The sequence below is a fragment of the Thermostichus sp. MS-CIW-37 genome (assembly GCF_054060065.1).
Genome location: NZ_JBSSCV010000031.1, coordinates 15,182 through 32,181 on the forward strand (window position 1 = coordinate 15,182; position 17,000 = coordinate 32,181).

Genomic DNA, 17,000 nt, shown 5'->3' on the forward strand with positions numbered 1-17,000 from the left:
TCGGCGCTTGGCCGAGGACAATCCAGGCTAAGCTATGACCATGCTCAACCCGGATCACGCCAGGTGCAGACGGGATCCCTGCTTGGAGATGTTTCCTCTTGTCGCCGAAACCGGTGCAGCCGAAGATCTGCATTTGCTACCGCGATGCCGCCGGATCCCTCGTTAGTATGGGGTTACGGCGCGCTATGCGAAGGAGTTGCCATGCTGAGAATCGTCACCCAGCTAGCCGAGGCTGAAGCCGAGCTTAGACGGATCTCGGAGCGCACTCAGGCTGACCAGAACCTGCACCGTGAAGCAACCGTGCGGGAGATCCTGCAAGCGGTACGCCGTCAGGGGGATCGTGCCCTGCTGGCCTATACGGCTGAGTTTGACCAGGTGGAGCTGAGCGTTGCCGAACTGAAGGTGTCTGGGGCCGAGCTGGAGGCGGCTTACCAGGCGGTGTCTCCGCAATTGCTTTCAGCCTTACGGCTGGCCAAGCAGCGCATTGAGGCTTTTCACCGGCAGCGGGTGCCCAGCAGTTGGGTGAGCTTTCCCGGCCCTGAGATCGTTTTGGGCAAGCAATACCGCCCTGTGGATCGCGCCGGCCTCTACATTCCGGGGGGGCGGGCCGCCTACCCCAGCACGGTGTTGATGAACGCCATCCCGGCCCAGGTGGCGGGGGTGCCCGAGATTGTGATGGTGACGCCACCGGGATCCGACGGCTCGGGGGGTAAGGGCATTAGCCCGGCCATTTTGGTGGCTGCCCAAGAAGCCGGGATCCAGACCATCTATCGCGTTGGGGGGGCTCAGGCAATAGGAGCTTTGGCCTACGGCACCGAGACCATCCCCAAGGTGGACGTGATCACCGGCCCCGGCAACATCTACGTAACGTTGGCCAAAAAGCTGGTGTACGGCACGGTGGGGATCGACTCGCTGGCCGGGCCATCGGAGGTGTTGATCATCGCCGATGAGAGCGCCAACCCTCTTTATGTGGCTGCCGATTTGCTGGCCCAAGCCGAGCATGATCCCCTGGCGGCGGCCATCCTTCTGACCACCGATCTCAAGCTGGCCCAGCAGGTGCAGCAGGCGGTGGCCACCCAGATGGAGGCCCATCCCAACCGTCTGATGGTGGAAAAGTCGGTGGTGAACTACGGTCTGATTGCGGTGGTGCCGGATCTGTCAACGGCGGTGGCCTTGTCCAACCTGTTTGCGCCAGAACATTTGGAATTGCAGGTGGCCGATCCCTGGGCTTTGTTGGATCCCATTCGCCATGCGGGGGCCATTTTCTTGGGCCACCATACCCCAGAGGCGGTGGGAGATTACCTGGCCGGCCCCAACCATACCCTGCCTACGGCAGGCGCAGCCCGCTATGCCTCGGCTTTGGGGGTGGAAACTTTCCTAAAGCATTCCAGTCTGATTCAATACGGCTCAGCGGCTTTGCGGGAGGTGGCCAGCGCCATTCAGGCTCTCACACAAGCGGAAGGGTTGACCGCCCACGGCCAGTCGGTACAGGTGCGGTTGGCAGAAGGAGGCTAGAGGGTTTGCAAAAGCCTTGTCTCAAGCCTTACAGCCGTGGTCGCGTACCGGAGGGCAGGATGACGGGTTGGGTCAGGCGAAAGGGGCAGTGGGGGCTTGCGGCAGTTGGGATGAGCTGGGCTCTGTTGCTGGCGAATCCGGCAGTGTCTTCCTCCGGCAGGATCCCTTCTCCCCACTGCTGTCGCGAACAGGATGCCGCTCTGTCGGTGCAACGGAGTTCTTCTTCTGCTGTTTCTATCCCTTGGGATTGGGTGTATGGGTTGCAGGAGCAAGCCCGGCAACGGCAATGCACGGTGGTTGGCCTGTTGCGCAGCGATCCCCTGCCGGCGCCAGATCCCCAGTGGCAGGTGTACACACGGCTGGATTTGGTGGCTACACCCGAGGCTGGTCGGTTGACCAGTGTGTTGTTTGCCGAGAACACCCGTACTCAAGCCCTGCAAGTCGTTTATCAAGCCTCGGCGTCTGTGTACGACCCTGCCGAGCCATTGGATTTTGCCATGATCCTGCCTTTGGCCTGGCAGGGGAACACTTTGCTGGCGCGGGAGTACGAAGGCTGGTTCCAAACCGATTTGAGCTGGGATCGGGCGGTGGTCTGGCCCTTGCCCACCGGCTCGACAGGGATCCCACCGGTGCAAATCTGGGATCCGCCGCCGGCGCTGGGGTATGCTGAGCTGCTGGGCTGGGATCCCCAGGCCCGAGAGCGGGTGCTGTTTGCGGTGGCCGATAGTCTTGGAGAGATGCCCCGCTTGGTGAGCGTGGGCCCAGACCACCAGGTGTTGCTGCGAGCGCCTGCCGTTGCCCTTTCCCCAACTCCCTCTTCTGTGGAGGGGTGGCAAGAGATCCTGCCCAAGGGGGGAGAGCCCCTCTGCCACCAGGGCCGTTTTGGGCTGGGGCAAGGAGGGGAAAATTAAACAGAATGCAGAAGCCTGTGGGAGCGACAACCATGTCCAAACCGATAGTGCGGCGGGGCTGGCCTCTGGAGGCCTTTGTCGGGGATGTGATCGTCTGTACCCTAGAGGGATCCCATCTGGATCAGGTGACGGAGATCCGGGTCAGCCCGGCGGGCAAAGGGATCCGGGTCAGCTTTGGGGATCCCTTGGGGCGATCCCGAGAGCCGGTGCAGGCCAGTGCCGAGCACCTGACGGTTACCTTCGAGATCGATCCCAGCACCTACCCCGGTGAGAAGCGCATTGAGCTGATCTCGCCGGCAGGGCCGAGCGATCCCTTGCCCTTTTTGGTGATGATGTAAAGGCGCGAAGAGAGGCAGTGGATCATGCCGTTTGCGATTGCCCCGACCGACTTGGGCGTGCTGGTGCTGGGGGTGGGCCTGTTGCTTTTGGCCGGGGGTTGGGCCTGGTGGCTGCGGCGGCAGAAGCGTGCTGCTTCCCCAGAATCGACAACCGTTTCGCCCGTCCCGGCGGTTGACCCATCGGCTCTTTCGGCGGAACAAGCGGCTCAACTGGAGCCGTTCGAGCAGGCGCTGGGAGATCAGCCGCAGGATCCCATTGCCTGGTACAACCGCGCCACCACCCTCGACCACCTGGGGCAAGCCCAAGCTGCCCTCGCCAGCTACGACCGCGCCCTGGAGCTGAAGCCGGATTTCCCCGAAGCCTGGAACAACCGTGGTTCTCTGCTGGACGATCTCGGTCGCCATCAGGAAGCTCTGGCCAGCTATGAGCAGGCTCTGCAACTGAAGCCGGATTTTTTTGAGGCCCGCTTTAACCAGGCCAACACGCTGCGGCAATTGGGCCGCTACGAAGAAGCCCTACGCGCCTACGAGCGCGCTCTTGCTCTCAGCCCCGATAGCCCGGAAACGTGGTACCTGCACGGGCTAACCTTAGCCTCTCTGGGGCGGTGGCAGGGATCCTTGATCAGCTACGACAAAGCCCTCGCCATCAACCCCGTCGATGCTCAAGTTTGGCAGAGTCGGGGGCTGGCTCTGTTTCACCTAGAGCGCTACGCCGATGCTCTGGCCAGCTACGAACGAGCCCTGCAACTGGGATCCGAATCCGTCTCTCTCTGGGCCGGCCACGCCCTTGCCCACCACCGCCTCGGCAACCCGATGGAGGCCCTCAACAGCTACGACCGTGCCCTGGCGCAAGATCCCAAACGCCCTCAGATCTGGGTGCAGCGCGGCCTGGTTCTGATGGACTTGAACCTCTACGAGCTGGCCATCCAGAGTTTTGATCGGGCCCTGCAGATGGATCCCGACAATGCCGAGGCTCACTACGCCAAAGCCTGCTGCTGCGCCTGGGAAGGCCAAGTGCCTCAGGCCCTACAAGCCCTGGAGCAAGCCCTACGCCTGGAGCCGGAGCGCTACCGCCCCTTGCTCTCCTCTGAACCCTATTTCCACCCCATTCGCGAGGAGCCGAGTTTTGCGTCGTTTTTGGTAGCTCTCGCCGGCACGGAACCCCTCAAGAACCGCTCTGAAAGGCTTACACAGGGCTAGGCAACGCTAACCTTTGCTCAACGTCAAAGCGACCTGCGTCACAAGTCATCACTAACGGTAGTCTTGGCTACCAACCTGTCAGAGAAATCTCCACAGGCGCGACTTCCCCACAAGCTGTGGGTAGAGCGCTCAGACGACCGCAGTGGGTCAAGTGCTGCATTGAGACCCCAAAAACATCCCAGCCCTTCTCTCTCTGGGAGAGGGGGGATCAGAATGCGCAGGCGATCTCACGGCCAATCCCAAATCATGAACCAGTCCATGAGAGCACGCCAGCAACAGAAATCGGGCAATTCAATCGGGCCTGACAGGGAAATTGCGCTCTTTTGCCGAGGAAACCCGCCGATTTTCCGTGGAGATGCTGTTGCTTGGGCCCAGAAACCTGGTCAAACTAAGAACGTTCTAGCTTCTGGCGGATCTCAACAGTGTCCAGTCGTGCTTCTGACACCATCTCTGTAGCCCTATAGCTTGCGCATGCCAGGTCGGTTCGGCTGGGCAAAAGCGTCTATTTGGACTGGATAGGTGTTGATTATGCGTGGGATCCTCAGCCTTTGAATGGTTTTCCAGTTCCTTAAGTGCTGGTTCTACAGTTATTTTCGGCAAATCGGTAAAGTGGTTCTCTATGATAACGGCCCCTCGCCTGATCTCTCCCAAGAACTCCGTCTCACCGAGGCGACCGGCGGCCTCCACTCCATTGCCTTTGGCCAAGACCGGATTCCCAGCCGCATGTGGATCTATGGCATCTCATGAGGATGTTAAAGCCCGAACCGCCGAACTGTTGCGGCTGTACCACCAGAATCGGGATCCGGCCCTGCGCAATCGACTGGTGGAAATAAACATGGGCTTGGTGCGCAAAGAAGCCCATCACTGGCGCAACCAGTGCAATGAGGGGTACGATGACCTGGTCCAAGTTGGCTGCTTGGGTTTGATTCAGGCCATCGAACGGTTTGATATTACCCGTGGGCTGGCTTTCAGCTCCTTTGCCATGCCCTACATTCGCGGAGAAATTCAACATTACCTGCGAGACAAGAGCCCCACCATGCGGATCCCACGCCGCTGGACAACTCTGCAACGACAAGCCAAGAAGGTGATTGCCCGTCTGCGGCAAGAGTTGGGCCGTTCTCCCTCTGAGGCCGAGGTGAGAGAAGCCCTACAACTGACGGAGCAGGAATGGCGAGAGCTGGAACTGGCTCAACAAAACAGCCTTTTGCTCAGCCTGGATGCCCCGATTCAAACCGAGGAAGACAGCGTCGCTTTGGGGGAGGTCGTTCCGGATCAGCGCTACCGCAGTTTTCAACTGGCCGAAGAAGACCGCATTCGCCTACAGCATGCCTTGGCCAAGCTGGAGGAACGCACCCGCAAGATTTTGGAATTTGTCTTCTTCTACGACCTCACCCAAAAAGAAACGGCAGAGCGGCTGGGGATCAGCGCCGTTACCGTTTCCCGCCAAGTCAAAAAGGGGCTGGAACGTCTGGCCAAGTTGTTGAATCAAGATATTTTTTAAGTTGTTGAATCAGAATATTTTTCGAGACGCTGGAACCGACGCAACTGGCGGTGGCTTTCCACCCTGTAGAACAGCGAGGGCTCTGTACCGCAACAGATTGATAGACTGATGGAAACATGGACGAGAGTATTTGATGAATAGAAAAAACCGCTCTTCTCGGGATCGACCCTTGGCACCCCGCGGTTTCAAGCCTAAGCTCGGTCAGAACTCGGTGGTCAGGGATCCCTTCTTCCAACGCCAGTCCAACCGGCAAAGTCCAGAGGGAATCCGCTTAGCCCCCTATGTGCGCACCTTGCCCTTGGTTGTGGATGCCATGCTGGATTTGGCCCAGGTGGGGAGCGAGGATACTCTCTACGACTTGGGCTGTGGGGATGGCCGCATTCTCATCCGGGCGGCACAGCGCTTTGGCACGCGGGGCGTGGGGGTGGATATCGACCCGGAGCGCATCCTGGAAGCCCAACAGCGGGCCCAAGAAGCCCAAGTTCAGGATCGAGTCACCTTTCTCCAGCAGGATCTGCTCACTCTGGACTTAACCCCGGCGACGGTGGTGAGTTGTTATTTGCTGCCCAGCTCCCACCTGCTGATCCGAGACAAGTTGCGCTCCCAGCTTCGGCCCGGCGCTCGTCTGGTCACCCACTCCTTCGACATGGGGGATTGGCCCCCCACCGCCACCACCACCGTATCGGATGTCATCAACACCTACACCATCTACCTTTGGCGGATCTAACCCTGGGGATCCCAGGCTGTCGCTTCCCCAAAAGCAGCAGAAGGCTGGTGCAGTACAATCCGGTTGCCATCGGGATCCCGAAAATCCACCTCCTGTCCGTGAAAGGCTTGTCGCAGAGGGGAAATGGAGATCTGATAAGCTTCCGCCAACCCCTCCAGTGTTGTCAGGGATCCCTGTAAATCCTGCACCTGTAGGCAGAGGCTCACCGCTTCGGTTTGGGCACCACAATCGAGATGACGGCTGCGATAAAGGCCCAGCCGCAACCCCGGCAGACGAAACTCCACGTACACCGGATCCCCCTCTGTTGGAAGCTGGACTTGGGGAGGGATCCCCAAGAGAGCCCGATAGAAGCGCTGCAGACGGGGCAAGTCTGGGGTAGCCACGCTGACCAAGGCGCCGGAGAGCTGCATCGCAACCGCCAAAAGACCGGGCTGGTCTATCTTAGCTAAACTGCCGAGAAGCCCCGCGCTGTACCCGCAGGGTGAGCGTCGGGAGGATGTCACTCAGCTCCAACACCACGCGAGTCTGGGTGGCGATGTCGGATCCACCGTCTTGCCCTCCGGATCCAGGGCCAATGTGCCCGAGATGTAGAGGGTATTTTGCCCACCTTCACGCCGGGAGAATAGGGGGCGATGGCCGGATAGCCGGCTGGAGCAATGGCAACCTTAGGCACGAGGGATCCCGAATCACAACAGGATTGCACCTTAGCGGCGAATTCGATCTTCCACAGCTGGCTGGGATACAGCCATAGCCGGTTTCTCTGGAGCAGATTCCCACTCTTCGGGGGAGATTCTCTAGCAGAACTAGACTATAGTAGGTACCAAAGCTTGCTGCTTCTTCCCAAATCAAGACTGGAGCGACTTACCGTGGGGTTCTTCAGCCGATTTTCCCGTGATATGGGCATTGATTTGGGCACTGCCAACACGCTGGTCTACGTGGCCGGGCGAGGCATTGTCCTGCAAGAGCCCTCTGTGGTCGCCATCGACCAAAACACCAAGCAACCCCTGGCTGTGGGGGAAGATGCCAAAAAAATGTTGGGCCGTACCCCCGGCAACATTGTAGCGGTGCGTCCTCTGCGAGATGGGGTGATTGCCGATTTCGACACGGCGGAGATGATGCTAAAACACTTCATCCACCGCGTACACGAGGGCCGGTACCTGATTGCTCCCCGCATTGTGATTGGGATCCCCAGCGGTGTGACTGGGGTGGAGCGACGGGCGGTGATGGAAGCCGCTCTCCAAGCTGGGTCGCGGGAGGTGTATTTGGTGGATGAGCCGGTGGCAGCAGCAATCGGGGCCGGGCTGCCGGTGCAAGAGCCCACTGGGAACATGATCATCGACATTGGCGGCGGCACCACTGAGGTAGCCGTCCTCAGTTTGCAGGGGATCGTGCTGAGCGAGTCCGTGCGGGTAGCGGGAGATGAGCTGAGCGAGGCCATCGTCCAGTACATGAAAAAGGTTCACAACCTCACCATCGGGGAGCGCACTGCCGAAGAGATCAAGATTCAGATCGGTTCTGCCTACCCGATTCAAGAGGAACTGACCATGGAGGTGCGCGGGTTACACCTGCTCTCCGGTTTACCCCGTACCGTTACGGTGAAAAGCACCGAAATCCGCGAGAGCATGGCCGAGCCCCTCTCGGTGATTGTGGAAGCCATTAAGCGCACCCTGGAGCGCACTCCACCGGAATTGGCTGCCGACATTATCGACCGCGGCATCATGCTGGCCGGCGGAGGAGCCTTGCTCAAGGGTCTGGATGCCCTGATCAGCCATGAAACCGGGATCTTGGTTCACATTGCTCCGGATCCCCTCAGTTGTGTGGTGCTGGGTACAGGGCGAGTTCTGGAGGATTTCAAAACCTTGGGTCGAGTGTTGAGCGGCAGCTTCAAGGGCTAGAGGCGCTTCTCCCTCTCCCTGATTTCCTGATTTGAGGTGTGAGTCGAGTGGGTCGGAGAGGTATTGCTTGAATCGGCTACGCCAATGGTGGAGGCGCTACGGCTTGGGGTTACTCCTGTCTGCTTTGGCGATGGGGGTAGCATTGGGCTTGCGCCAAACCCAGGGATCCCTGTTGGTGGAGCTGTACAGTTGGATCACCGCCCCGGCCCGTCCACCTGTGGATCCCGCCGCGGTGCTCAGCCAGGCCGCCAACCGTGAGCTGCAAGCCCTGGTAGCCGAGTTGCAGTACCAAAACCGCGAGCTGAAGCGGCTGCTGCAATTTACCGAGCAGATGCCCCAAGCGGGGATCCCGGCAGCAGTGGTGGGTCGCAGCGCCGATCACTGGTGGCAACAGCTCACCCTCAGCCGCGGCAGCCGGCATGGAGTCAGGGTGGGAGATGTAGTCATGGCGCCGGGCGGGTTGATCGGGCGAGTTGAGTCGGTCACGCCCAACACCAGCCGAGTGCTCCTGATCAGCGATCCCACCAGCCGTGTTGGGGTGATGTTGAGTCGCAGCCGACACATGGGCATCCTGAGGGGTACGGGCACCCAGAGCGCCATTTTGGATTTTTTCGACAAGGCTCCCAAAGTAGAGGTGGGGGATGTGGTGGTGACCTCGGGCCTGAGCAGCTTTTACCCAGCCGGGGTGGTGGTGGGAACGGTTCGAGCGGTCAACTTGGATGCCAGCCCTGCCCCCCAAGCCACTGTCGAACTGTCGGCGCCGCTGGGCCTCTTGGAATGGGCCTTGATCTACCGCTATGCTCAACCCTCTGATTCTTAAGCTCAAGTCTCACCTCAACTGGGTGGTGACTGCCCTATCAGGATTGCTGGCAGCAGTGGCCCCTTGGTGGCGCGGGCCGGGCTTGGAGCTGGCAGGCTTAACCCCAGATTGGCCCTTGATCTGGGTGGTGTGCTGGAGTGTGCGGCGTAAAGCTTGGCAGGGAGCTGTTGCCGGGGTCACCCTGGGTTTTCTGCAAGATGCGCTGACCAGCCCTTGTCCTACCCATGCGCTGGGGCTGGCCGTAGTCGGGATCCTCACCGCCAAGCTGCAAAAACAACGCTACATGCAAGAAGACTTCATCTCGGTGGCCTTGATCGTTTTTGGTATGGTGGTGATTGCCGAAACCCTGATGGCGCTGCAGTGGATGTGGCTTGCCGCCTCCCAGGGATCCGAGGGCCTGGATCCGGCGGGAATGCAAACTTTGCTAGATGGATTGGGGAACTCCCTTCACTCTTTCGGCAGCATCGGCGGCGACGGTTCGCGTTCTCTGGAGAGCATCTGGTGGAACCATCAACGCAATGCCCTCACGTCTGCTATTTTAAGTAGCCTCTGGGCACCTGCTTTGTACTGGCCCCTCAGCCGTTGGTGGCAATCTCAAGAGCGGGATCCCAGAGAGGTTTAGCCTTTGGTTTTGTGGCAAATCATCCTACCTTTCGGTTAAAACTTAGGCCAAAGCAGAGTATGTCCCTTGGCATTTTTGGCAAGAAAGAACTCTCGAGGCGGTGGGAGCCGGTTTGCCGACTGTCTCTGACCTCCCACATGTTGGCGCTGTGCTGAGAGGCCCCAGACAAAGTCAGAAAAAGCGACAATCCGGAAAATTCTTCGTTGGGGAGCAATTTTGGCCTAAAATGAACCCTAGAACTGAGATATAAGTCCCATCTTTTTCAGGCAGCTTCGGGCAAATATCGCGCATTCTAATCAAAAAGTCAACAGCATAGGAAGCGCAGGCGACGTAAAGGCTGACCTTGTGGCAACTGCACTTAGGATTTGACTTAGAGCGTTCATTGGGAGGGATCCATGCCGCATACAATTGTCACCGATATCTGTGAAGGTGTGGCCGACTGTGTAGAGGCTTGCCCCGTCGCCTGCATCCACCCCGGCGATACCAAAAATGCCAAAGGCACCGACTACTTTTGGATTGAGTTTTCCACCTGCATTGACTGTGGCATCTGTTTACAGGTCTGCCCCGTAGAGGGCGCTATTCTGCCGGAGGAAAAGCCGCATCTGCAGCGAGTGCCCCGCTAATTCCGGGGAAGCATCCCTGGCCACACCCCAAGATCCAATGGGAATTATGATCATTTCAACTCCAACTAGGACACTGCACCCACACCTAAAGCCCTGGTCGCATCGTCGCGTCAGCGTTGCGGAGCAACAATACGCAGAACCAGAAGGCTTTTCTTGGTAGCCCAGGCGTCTCACCCTAACCTGAAACAACTATAAGCTTTAGCGCAAGGAAGCCAGAGCAACGACGCCGCTGGTCAGCCAGCTCAGGGACAGGATCCCCCCTAGGAAAGCCAATGGGATCAGGCCCACCAGGCGCCACCACTCCAAATCCAGCGCTACAGCTACCGCCCGCACCTGCCAAACCACAAACCACAGCAGCGCTGCAAGGCCCAGCAGGGATCCCAGTACCCCACCCAACGATTGAGCAGGCCCCAGCAGCAGCCACGGCAAGCCGGCAAACCCCGTCAAGCACAGCAGCGCCGAAAAGGAAGGGGCAGCCCGACCTAAACAGAAGGCCAGCAACTGCAGCAAAGCCGCCAAACTCACCCAGCCCAGGGATCCCATCAGTACTGCCAGCACCATGCTCGGCAGGCTTGCCCCAGAGCGGCGAATCGCCTCTAGGACGTTAAGCAGCCCCACCACCCCAAAGGCTTGCCAGAGAACGGGCTGTTCCCGCAGTGCCCGAAAAGTGCGCTCCGGCAGAAACCAAGCGCCATAGATGTTGTCTAACCAGGAACCGAGCATGGCCGGCAACAAGTCAAGCTATCTTTCATCCTAGCCCTTATGAGCACTTGACAGGCACATCCCAAAAATGGGGTATGATTGGAAAAGGATTCTGCGGCGTTGGTGACTGCCGTTATGTTTTTGCGATCTATACCCTTCGACAATTAGGATGGGAAGTGGATGTGAGAGCAGTAAGCCAAACTTAGATTTGGAAACTATCAACAATCATCCCCGGTATCCTATACTGGATTTTCCAGGTCGAAAACCACGGTAAAACGGCGCAACAGTATCCTCAAAAGAGCCCTCGAAAGGGGGCCTTTTTGTTGCTTGAATGTTGCAGTTGAATTGCCATTGCTTTACGGGATCCCAAGCCAAATTGCCCATAGCCAGGTGGATCCAGTACCATGATGATCTATTTCAATTCCTGGCTCCCCTCTTTCCTAGAGAGAGTCAAAGGGACTGTCGAACTGCGGTTGTTTTTCGGAACGGGATCCCTGGGGCCTAAGAGGCTTGTTGTTGATTTTGAACAGTAGGGATCCGGCGCAAATTCAAAAGCACCATTGCGCTGAGGGGGCGCGTGTTGGCCAGTAGCCCCACGATCAGCAGCAGCCAACTGTTCAAGGCAGTATTGGCCAGCAGCCAGCCCATCAACAGAGCCGATCCTGCCCCTTCGGCAACTGCCGCCAAGAGCCAAGCCCGGCCACCTTTCCAGCCCTGAGACCACAAGGCCCATTGCAGCCCACCGACGCCAACCCCCACCAGCAAACCGCGCAGCACATCTCCCATCGCCCGCAAGGCATTTTGGAGCCAGGGATCTGTCGGGTTAAAAGCAGAGGTTGCCACCCCCACCTGGGGAGCGAGGAAATCCGCTGCCACCCAACCCAAAGCCGTGGCCAGCAGAGTTGCAGCCACCCATCCCACAGAAACCTGCCGCCGCAACACCGCCCACTGTAGCAGCCCCATCAGGAAGCCAAGGCCGGCTCCAGCCACCGCCCCTTGTAATGATCCCAAAGCCGCCAGCAGAGGAGCCAATGCCCCCAACCCCAGGTAGCCGATCCCAGACGCCCCCCAATTGGCCAAGAGCCAGCCCAACGCCAACCCTTTGCTCAGGCGTGGCGTATTCAACACATTCAACAACAGATGAGAACCAGACTGGCTGTTGACATGTTCTTGCCCAACTTTCTGCTCTACCTCGCGCAGTCCCTGTTCCGCTGAAGGGTTACCCGGTTCCAGCCGCAGCACCCCTTGATAGTCCATCTGGGCAAGGCCCCAATGCCCCTGTCGTTGGTGGGCCAGACCGCGGTAGAGATAGTAGCGGGCTTCGTTGGGGGCGCTCTGGATCAGCTCATTGAGCAGATGGACGGCCATCTTGTACTCGCCTGCCTCGATCAGCCTTACCGCCCGTTGTAGCTTTTCTTCCTCGTCTGGGGCGGCTCGACCCATCGGCTGTTGGGAAGTCGGCTGGCCAAATCCGGTCGGGATCCGCTGGGGACGAACACCTGGAGATGCAGGAGATGAACTTGAGGGAACGAACGGGGCAGGAGGGGCGATCTTGTTTCCATAGACAGCCTGTAGCTGCTGGCCGAGCACTTCCATGTTGGCCGGGCGGAGAGCAGGGTCTTTCTCTAGGCACTGGAGGACAACCTTCTCCAGGGCAGCGGGGATGGGGTGGGCTAGCTTGTGGTCTTGGAAGGGGCGAGGCTTTTGAAAGTTGTGGACGTGGTACCAGCCCTGCAAGGTGTCGGTATCCGGCTCGAAGGGCAGCGCACCGGTTAACAGCTCGTACAGCACCACCCCCAGCGAGTAGATGTCGGAGCGGCCATCCAGCTTTTCTCCGCGCATTTGCTCCGGCGAGGCGTAGACCATCGTGCCTAAAAAATAGCCCGTTTGCGTCAGGCCACGAGAGGTCTCCCCCATGAGCTTGGAAATGCCAAAGTCCAGGATCTTGACCCGCTCTTTCCCATCGGGCCCTTTCTGCACAAAGATATTGCTGGGCTTGATGTCGCGGTGGATGACGCCGCGAATGGAGTGTTTGCCCAGATCCATCTGAAAGTTGTGGGCGTGGTACAGGGCAGAGCAAATCTGCAGAGCCAAGTTCACCACCCGCTCTGGGTGCAGGGGGCCTTCCCGAGCCAGCACATAGTCCAACCCCTGGCCGCTGTAGGGTTTGGCATTCAGGTACTCCATCACCAGGTAGGGCTGGTTTTGGTACAGGCCGTAAGAGCGCACCTGCACGATGTTGGGGTGCTCGCCCAATAGAGCGCTGACCCTGGCCTCATCCATGAAGCGTTGCTGCAGTTGCTGGTAGTACTCTGGGCCCATGTCCGGTGGCGGCGGGCGCAACAACTTGACGGCCACCAGCTCGTCATTGAGCTGGGTATCCACCGCCTCGAACACATTGCCGTAGCCACCCTCGCTGATGTGGCGGGTCAGCCGGTAGCGGTTGCCAATCAGTTGTCCAATCAGGCGCTGGTTCATGGAGGAGGGCGGCCAGCCGGGGAGTCTACCTATGATTCTAGTCAGCTTAGGGGCTTAAAACCTGCTGGTGAGGGATCCGCTTGCCATTGCGAACCCTTTTTCACCCCAAAAGCCAGGGATCCCGCTAGGATTGGGGCATGAGCGCTCCTTCTGTAACTGCCGTTCTACCCCCCTTCTGGCTGGAGGTTACCGAGTTTGCCCTGCAGGCCACGGCTAGCGTGGGATCCCAGCTCTTGGCAGACTTTGGCCAAGCCCACCCTACGGTTCGCGCCAGCGGGACGGAGTCCTTAAAAGCCGACGGCAGCTTGGTAACCTCTTCTGACCAGTGGGCGGATCGCGCTTTTCAAAGAGCCATTGCCGCTGCCTACCCCGATCACGGTTATTTGAGCGAGGAATCCAACCACATTTTTCCCGAGAAGGAGTGGTGTTGGGTAGTGGATCCTTTGGATGGCACCACCAATTTTGCCCGTGGGATCCCCATTTGGGGCAGCTCCTTGGCTTTGCTGCATTGGGGCGTACCGGTGTTTGGCTGTGTCCATCTGCCGCCCATTCGCCAGACTTTTTACGGCTATTGGCCTCGGTTTCCTGGGGATGCAGCAGCAGGGGCTTTTCTCACCCGCCACGACCGGGATCCCGCCTGTCCCCAGCCGATCCGTCCTAGCACCGCCTCACCCGGCCCCAACCAATTGTTTAATTTCTGTTCCCGCAGCAGCCATTGGATTAGCCCGCAATTCCCTTGCAAAGCGCGGATGTTGGGGGGCGCTGCCTACAACCTGCTGGCGGTGGCCGGTGGCAGCCTTTTGGGGGCGGTAGAACGCTCGCCCAAGATCTGGGATGTGGCGGCAGTGTGGGCCATTGTCAAGGGGGCCGGCGCCGTTTGGGAACCCCTGAGCTGTGCCGATCCGGATCCCGGCCAGCCTCTCATTCCCGGCAAGGATTATGGCCGACTCACTTACCCCGCCCTGGTGGCAGCTCAAGCTGAGTGGATCCCCTTATTTCGCGCTTTCATCGCTCTGTAGCTTTCGTAAACGGCCTGCACGTTGTACCAGTTGAGGAAAAAAATCCGGCACAGCTCCAAGGCCAACTGCGAGCGGCCCTGCCGGATCAACCAGCGCAGCAGCGGTTCCACCCGTTTCTCGTTCAGCCAGCCCCCCAGGGATAAAAGGCCCCACAGGAATTGGTGTAGGGGTGTCAGTTGGATCATCAGGCGCACGGCCCAGGTAGGGTGTTTTTGGTAAAAGAGAATGCCCATGCGGCCCCGTTGCCGTTCCCGCTCGATAAGGGCCGGGATCTGCCGCAGCTCAAAGGGCGGATGCCAGTGGTAGCCGGTGGCCTGGGGGCACTTGACCAGGCGCAGGCCCAAACGCTTTAGCCGCACCCCCAGCTCCAGGTCTTCCCAGCCGTAGAGGTGAAACCGCTCGTCAAAGGGGCCGGCGGGGGTTTCGCAGGCCCGCTCCAACCAATGGCGGGCAATGGCCACGTTGCCGGTGGCGAAAAAGGCTGCCGAAAAATCGGTGGGCTTGAAGGGTTCGGAGCGGGGATCCTGAAAATTGCTCGTGTTGATCACCCGCCCGTAGGTGAAGACCTTAGCCTCGTGGGGGGAGCGGGGATCCCCTGTAACGCCGTGCCGCCGCAGCATCTGGGCGTGGCTGGCCAAGAAGTGATCCACCACCACCAGGTCGCTGTCGATAAAGACGATGAGGGATCCCTGGGCGTGGCGAAACCCCAAGTTGCGGGCAGCGGCGGGGCCACGGTGCTCCTGCTGCAACAGTTTCCACTGGGGCAAGCCGATGGGGTTGTTCTGCAGCCATTCCACTGTGCCATCGGTGGAGCCGTCGTCCACCACCACCACCTCGTAGCCCTCGTAGGGGCCGGGCTGTTGCTGCGCCAGGGCCCGCAGACACTGCTCCAAAATGGGACGGCGGTTGTAGGTGGGAATGATGACGCTGATGTACACCGGGGATCCCTGGAGATGGCCGTGCAACCTTAGAGCAAAAGTTGAGCAAAACGCTTCAGGGAGGAGGGGTTCGCGCTGCCTGTTAGGCTAGAGGGCTTTTAGGAGCATGACTCTAGTCAATAATAAGCTCAACTATACTGAAAATAATGTATAATATGTTCAGTACGGATTACTACCAGTTGATCTTTCTGTTTACTTTCGAGTCTGCCAACATGGTAGCCAAAGCAAAGCAGAAAATTGGTAGTAAGACGACACGGAAACTGCGCTTTGGGTATTCTACTCAAAGCTTTGCGGGATACCGCCATTCTGTTTGGAAACAAACAGAATGCTATCGCTGCATAGTTGAACAGTGATGTTCAGCAGTGTTCAGCGTAAATGTATCAGCTCTGCCGACTGGCGCACCGTCTCGAAAAAGTAATGGACATTGGCCTCTGGAGTGCTTGGGTGGATGCCATGGCCCAAGTTCATGATGTGTCCACGGGATCCGGCTTTTCGAATCACCTCTAGGGTGCGCTGCCGGATGAACTCCGGGGATCCCAGCAACACCATCGGATCCAGATTGCCCTGCACCGCTAGGGATCCCAGGCGAGCCCTGGCCTCTGCCATGTCGCTCATCCAATCGAGGCTGAACACGTCGATGCCGGCTTTGCCCACCCGCTCCAGCAAAGCGGCGCTGCCGTTGATGTAGAGGATCAGCGGCACCTGCGGATACCGAGCTTTCACCTGATCCACAATTTGCTTTTGGTAGGGCAAGGCCCAACACTCGTAATCGGCTGGGCTGAGCTGGCCGGCCCAAGTATCGAACAACTGCACCACCTGGGCACCGCCCTCGATCTGGTAGATCACGTAGCGGGCAATGCTGTCGGCCAGCTTACTCAGCAACTGATGCAGCAATGGCGGCTGTGTAAAGGCCAAGCTCTTGATGTGGGCGTAATCTTTGGAGCTGCGCCCTTCCACAGCATAGCAGGCCAGAGTCCAGGGGGAGCCGACAAATCCCAGCAGCGTTGCTTTCCCTTCCACCTCGCGGCGCAGGGTGCTGAGAATGGTCTTGATAAAGGGCAGACTTTCTTCCGGTTCCAGGAGGCGGATGCGTTCAATTTGGGCTTGGGAACGAATCGGCGGGTCGATGATCGGCCCCTGATGCTCCACCAGCTCAAAAGGGATCCCCATGCCCTCAAGGGGGGTGAGGATATCGCTGAACAGGATCACTCCATCAGGGGCAAAGGCCCGAAACGGTTGCAACGAGATCTCGATGGCCAGCTCCGGGATCTCGCAACGCTGCTTAAAGGTGTACTTGCTTTGCAGCTCGCGGTAGGCCGCCATGTAGCGACCCGCCTGGCGCATCATCCAGACCGGAGGGCGATCCAGCACTTCCCCTCGGGCCGCCCGCAGCAAACGGTCACCCAAGTGCTCCGCACCGCTGGCGGTGGAGGAGGTGGCGCTGAGCTGAACAGGCGAGTGGGACATAGGAGGGCAATCCAGCTAAAGATCCTTATGAATCCTGACATTGTGGCGACAGCAACCGCAAGTTGGCGGCTCAGGATCCCTGCGGTTTCTTCATCGGTTGCAACTTGCCGTCACTTTTTGTCCTTTTGGCCTCTGGGCTGGGATCCCCATTAACAAAGGAGGGGCGCGGGGAGCTATAAGTCCCGCGCTGTATGCAAAGCATCAGCGTCGGGATACATGGACTCCCCGCACTTGTCGATTCTCT

17 protein-coding genes and 1 other RNA gene are annotated in these 17,000 nt (G+C 59.0%); 13 read left to right on the forward strand and 5 right to left on the reverse strand.

What is annotated here, in order from left to right; translation table 11 throughout:
* Positions 1–201 precede the first annotated feature (201 nt).
* The 7 genes from hisD to ACVWYZ_RS12255 all read left to right on the forward strand — a co-directional run bounded on the left by hisD (position 202) and on the right by ACVWYZ_RS12255 (position 6,192).
* Complete coding sequence (gene hisD, locus ACVWYZ_RS12225) at positions 202–1,515, forward strand: histidinol dehydrogenase (protein WP_457467211.1); 1,314 nt, start codon at positions 202–204, stop codon at positions 1,513–1,515.
* 110 nt (positions 1,516–1,625) lie between these two features.
* Positions 1,626–2,426 (forward strand): hypothetical protein, encoded by an 801-nt coding sequence (locus tag ACVWYZ_RS12230; RefSeq protein WP_414408178.1) that lies wholly within the window; start codon positions 1,626–1,628, stop codon positions 2,424–2,426.
* 32 nt (positions 2,427–2,458) lie between these two features.
* Complete coding sequence (locus tag ACVWYZ_RS12235; protein ID WP_414408177.1) at positions 2,459–2,764, forward strand: hypothetical protein; 306 nt, start codon at positions 2,459–2,461, stop codon at positions 2,762–2,764.
* Positions 2,765–2,788: 24 nt separating this feature from the next.
* Entirely contained in the window at positions 2,789–3,964 is a 1,176-nt protein-coding gene (locus tag ACVWYZ_RS12240) for a tetratricopeptide repeat protein (protein WP_457467212.1), read from the forward strand.
* A gap of 609 nt (positions 3,965–4,573) precedes the next feature.
* On the forward strand, positions 4,574–4,711 hold the full coding sequence (locus ACVWYZ_RS12245) for a hypothetical protein (RefSeq protein WP_414400424.1): 138 nt from the start codon (positions 4,574–4,576) through the stop codon (positions 4,709–4,711).
* Positions 4,698–5,465, forward strand: a complete 768-nt coding sequence (locus ACVWYZ_RS12250) for an RNA polymerase sigma factor SigF (RefSeq protein WP_414356291.1) — start codon at positions 4,698–4,700, stop codon at positions 5,463–5,465. Before ACVWYZ_RS12245 ends, ACVWYZ_RS12250 begins: the two co-directional genes overlap by 14 nt.
* Positions 5,466–5,598: 133 nt before the next feature.
* Positions 5,599–6,192 carry an SAM-dependent methyltransferase gene (locus ACVWYZ_RS12255; RefSeq protein WP_414373469.1) on the forward strand — a complete coding sequence of 198 codons (594 nt, stop codon included), beginning with the start codon at positions 5,599–5,601 and terminating at the stop codon, positions 6,190–6,192.
* Here ACVWYZ_RS12255 and ACVWYZ_RS12260 read toward each other — a convergent pair.
* The gene (locus ACVWYZ_RS12260; RefSeq protein ID WP_457467213.1) at positions 6,189–6,602 is read right to left on the reverse strand and encodes a VOC family protein; all 414 of its coding nucleotides are present in this window, start codon (positions 6,600–6,602) and stop codon (positions 6,189–6,191) included. The two genes, ACVWYZ_RS12255 and ACVWYZ_RS12260, sit on opposite strands and share 4 nt — an antisense overlap.
* Before the next feature lie 456 nt (positions 6,603–7,058).
* Here ACVWYZ_RS12260 and ACVWYZ_RS12265 point away from each other — a divergent pair, with 456 nt between their 5' ends.
* From ACVWYZ_RS12265 to ACVWYZ_RS12280, 4 genes are all read left to right on the forward strand, one after another.
* Entirely contained in the window at positions 7,059–8,087 is a 1,029-nt protein-coding gene (locus tag ACVWYZ_RS12265) for a rod shape-determining protein (protein ID WP_457467214.1), read from the forward strand.
* A 67-nt stretch (positions 8,088–8,154) separates the two neighbouring features.
* Positions 8,155–8,907: a rod shape-determining protein MreC gene (gene mreC / locus ACVWYZ_RS12270; RefSeq protein WP_011434053.1), complete on the forward strand. Its 753-nt coding sequence runs from the start codon at positions 8,155–8,157 to the stop codon at positions 8,905–8,907.
* Positions 8,885–9,529, forward strand: coding sequence for a rod shape-determining protein MreD (gene mreD, locus ACVWYZ_RS12275; RefSeq protein WP_414356284.1), 645 nt, complete (start codon positions 8,885–8,887; stop codon positions 9,527–9,529). The genes mreC and mreD overlap by 23 nt, the downstream gene beginning before the upstream one ends.
* Before the next feature lie 395 nt (positions 9,530–9,924).
* The gene (locus tag ACVWYZ_RS12280; protein ID WP_011434056.1) at positions 9,925–10,152 is read left to right on the forward strand and encodes an indolepyruvate ferredoxin oxidoreductase subunit alpha; all 228 of its coding nucleotides are present in this window, start codon (positions 9,925–9,927) and stop codon (positions 10,150–10,152) included.
* A 198-nt stretch (positions 10,153–10,350) separates the two neighbouring features.
* Here the strand turns inward: ACVWYZ_RS12280 and ACVWYZ_RS12285 are convergent, their stop codons facing one another.
* Positions 10,351–10,875, reverse strand: coding sequence for a YIP1 family protein (locus ACVWYZ_RS12285; RefSeq protein WP_414356283.1), 525 nt, complete (start codon positions 10,873–10,875; stop codon positions 10,351–10,353).
* Between the two features lie 85 nt (positions 10,876–10,960).
* On the opposite strand from ACVWYZ_RS12285, the gene ssrS reads away from it, so the two are divergent.
* Positions 10,961–11,148: non-coding RNA, 6S RNA (gene ssrS / locus ACVWYZ_RS12290), on the forward strand.
* A 207-nt stretch (positions 11,149–11,355) separates the two neighbouring features.
* On the opposite strand, the gene ACVWYZ_RS12295 is transcribed toward ssrS, so the two are convergent.
* Positions 11,356–13,332: a protein kinase domain-containing protein gene (locus tag ACVWYZ_RS12295; protein WP_457467215.1), complete on the reverse strand. Its 1,977-nt coding sequence runs from the start codon at positions 13,330–13,332 to the stop codon at positions 11,356–11,358.
* Between the two features lie 137 nt (positions 13,333–13,469).
* Between ACVWYZ_RS12295 and ACVWYZ_RS12300 the strand changes: the two genes are divergently transcribed.
* Positions 13,470–14,351 carry an inositol monophosphatase family protein gene (locus ACVWYZ_RS12300; RefSeq protein WP_457467216.1) on the forward strand — a complete coding sequence of 294 codons (882 nt, stop codon included), beginning with the start codon at positions 13,470–13,472 and terminating at the stop codon, positions 14,349–14,351.
* On the opposite strand, the gene ACVWYZ_RS12305 is transcribed toward ACVWYZ_RS12300, so the two are convergent.
* Positions 14,306–15,289 (reverse strand): glycosyltransferase family 2 protein, encoded by a 984-nt coding sequence (locus ACVWYZ_RS12305; protein WP_457467219.1) that lies wholly within the window; start codon positions 15,287–15,289, stop codon positions 14,306–14,308. The genes ACVWYZ_RS12300 and ACVWYZ_RS12305 overlap by 46 nt on opposite strands.
* Before the next feature lie 366 nt (positions 15,290–15,655).
* Positions 15,656–16,756, reverse strand: a complete 1,101-nt coding sequence (gene hemE / locus ACVWYZ_RS12310; protein ID WP_457467217.1) for a uroporphyrinogen decarboxylase — start codon at positions 16,754–16,756, stop codon at positions 15,656–15,658.
* Positions 16,757–17,000: the final 244 nt, after the last annotated feature.

What these genes read in the sequence shown, in the direction of transcription:
- hisD (WP_457467211.1), top strand. Translation starts at nt 202, where the DNA reads ATGCTGAGAATCGTCACCCAGCTAGCCGAGGCTGAAGCCGAGCTTAGA.
- ACVWYZ_RS12230 (WP_414408178.1), top strand. Translation starts at nt 1,626, where the DNA reads ATGAGCTGGGCTCTGTTGCTGGCGAATCCGGCAGTGTCTTCCTCCGGC.
- ACVWYZ_RS12235 (WP_414408177.1), top strand. Translation starts at nt 2,459, where the DNA reads ATGTCCAAACCGATAGTGCGGCGGGGCTGGCCTCTGGAGGCCTTTGTC.
- ACVWYZ_RS12240 (WP_457467212.1), top strand. Translation starts at nt 2,789, where the DNA reads ATGCCGTTTGCGATTGCCCCGACCGACTTGGGCGTGCTGGTGCTGGGG.
- ACVWYZ_RS12250 (WP_414356291.1), top strand. Translation starts at nt 4,698, where the DNA reads ATGGCATCTCATGAGGATGTTAAAGCCCGAACCGCCGAACTGTTGCGG.
- ACVWYZ_RS12255 (WP_414373469.1), top strand. Translation starts at nt 5,599, where the DNA reads ATGAATAGAAAAAACCGCTCTTCTCGGGATCGACCCTTGGCACCCCGC.
- ACVWYZ_RS12260 (WP_457467213.1), bottom strand. Translation starts at nt 6,602, where the DNA reads ATGCAGCTCTCCGGCGCCTTGGTCAGCGTGGCTACCCCAGACTTGCCC.
- mreD (WP_414356284.1), top strand. Translation starts at nt 8,885, where the DNA reads ATGCTCAACCCTCTGATTCTTAAGCTCAAGTCTCACCTCAACTGGGTG.
- ACVWYZ_RS12280 (WP_011434056.1), top strand. Translation starts at nt 9,925, where the DNA reads ATGCCGCATACAATTGTCACCGATATCTGTGAAGGTGTGGCCGACTGT.
- ACVWYZ_RS12285 (WP_414356283.1), bottom strand. Translation starts at nt 10,875, where the DNA reads ATGCTCGGTTCCTGGTTAGACAACATCTATGGCGCTTGGTTTCTGCCG.
- ACVWYZ_RS12295 (WP_457467215.1), bottom strand. Translation starts at nt 13,332, where the DNA reads ATGAACCAGCGCCTGATTGGACAACTGATTGGCAACCGCTACCGGCTG.
- ACVWYZ_RS12300 (WP_457467216.1), top strand. Translation starts at nt 13,470, where the DNA reads ATGAGCGCTCCTTCTGTAACTGCCGTTCTACCCCCCTTCTGGCTGGAG.
- hemE (WP_457467217.1), bottom strand. Translation starts at nt 16,756, where the DNA reads ATGTCCCACTCGCCTGTTCAGCTCAGCGCCACCTCCTCCACCGCCAGC.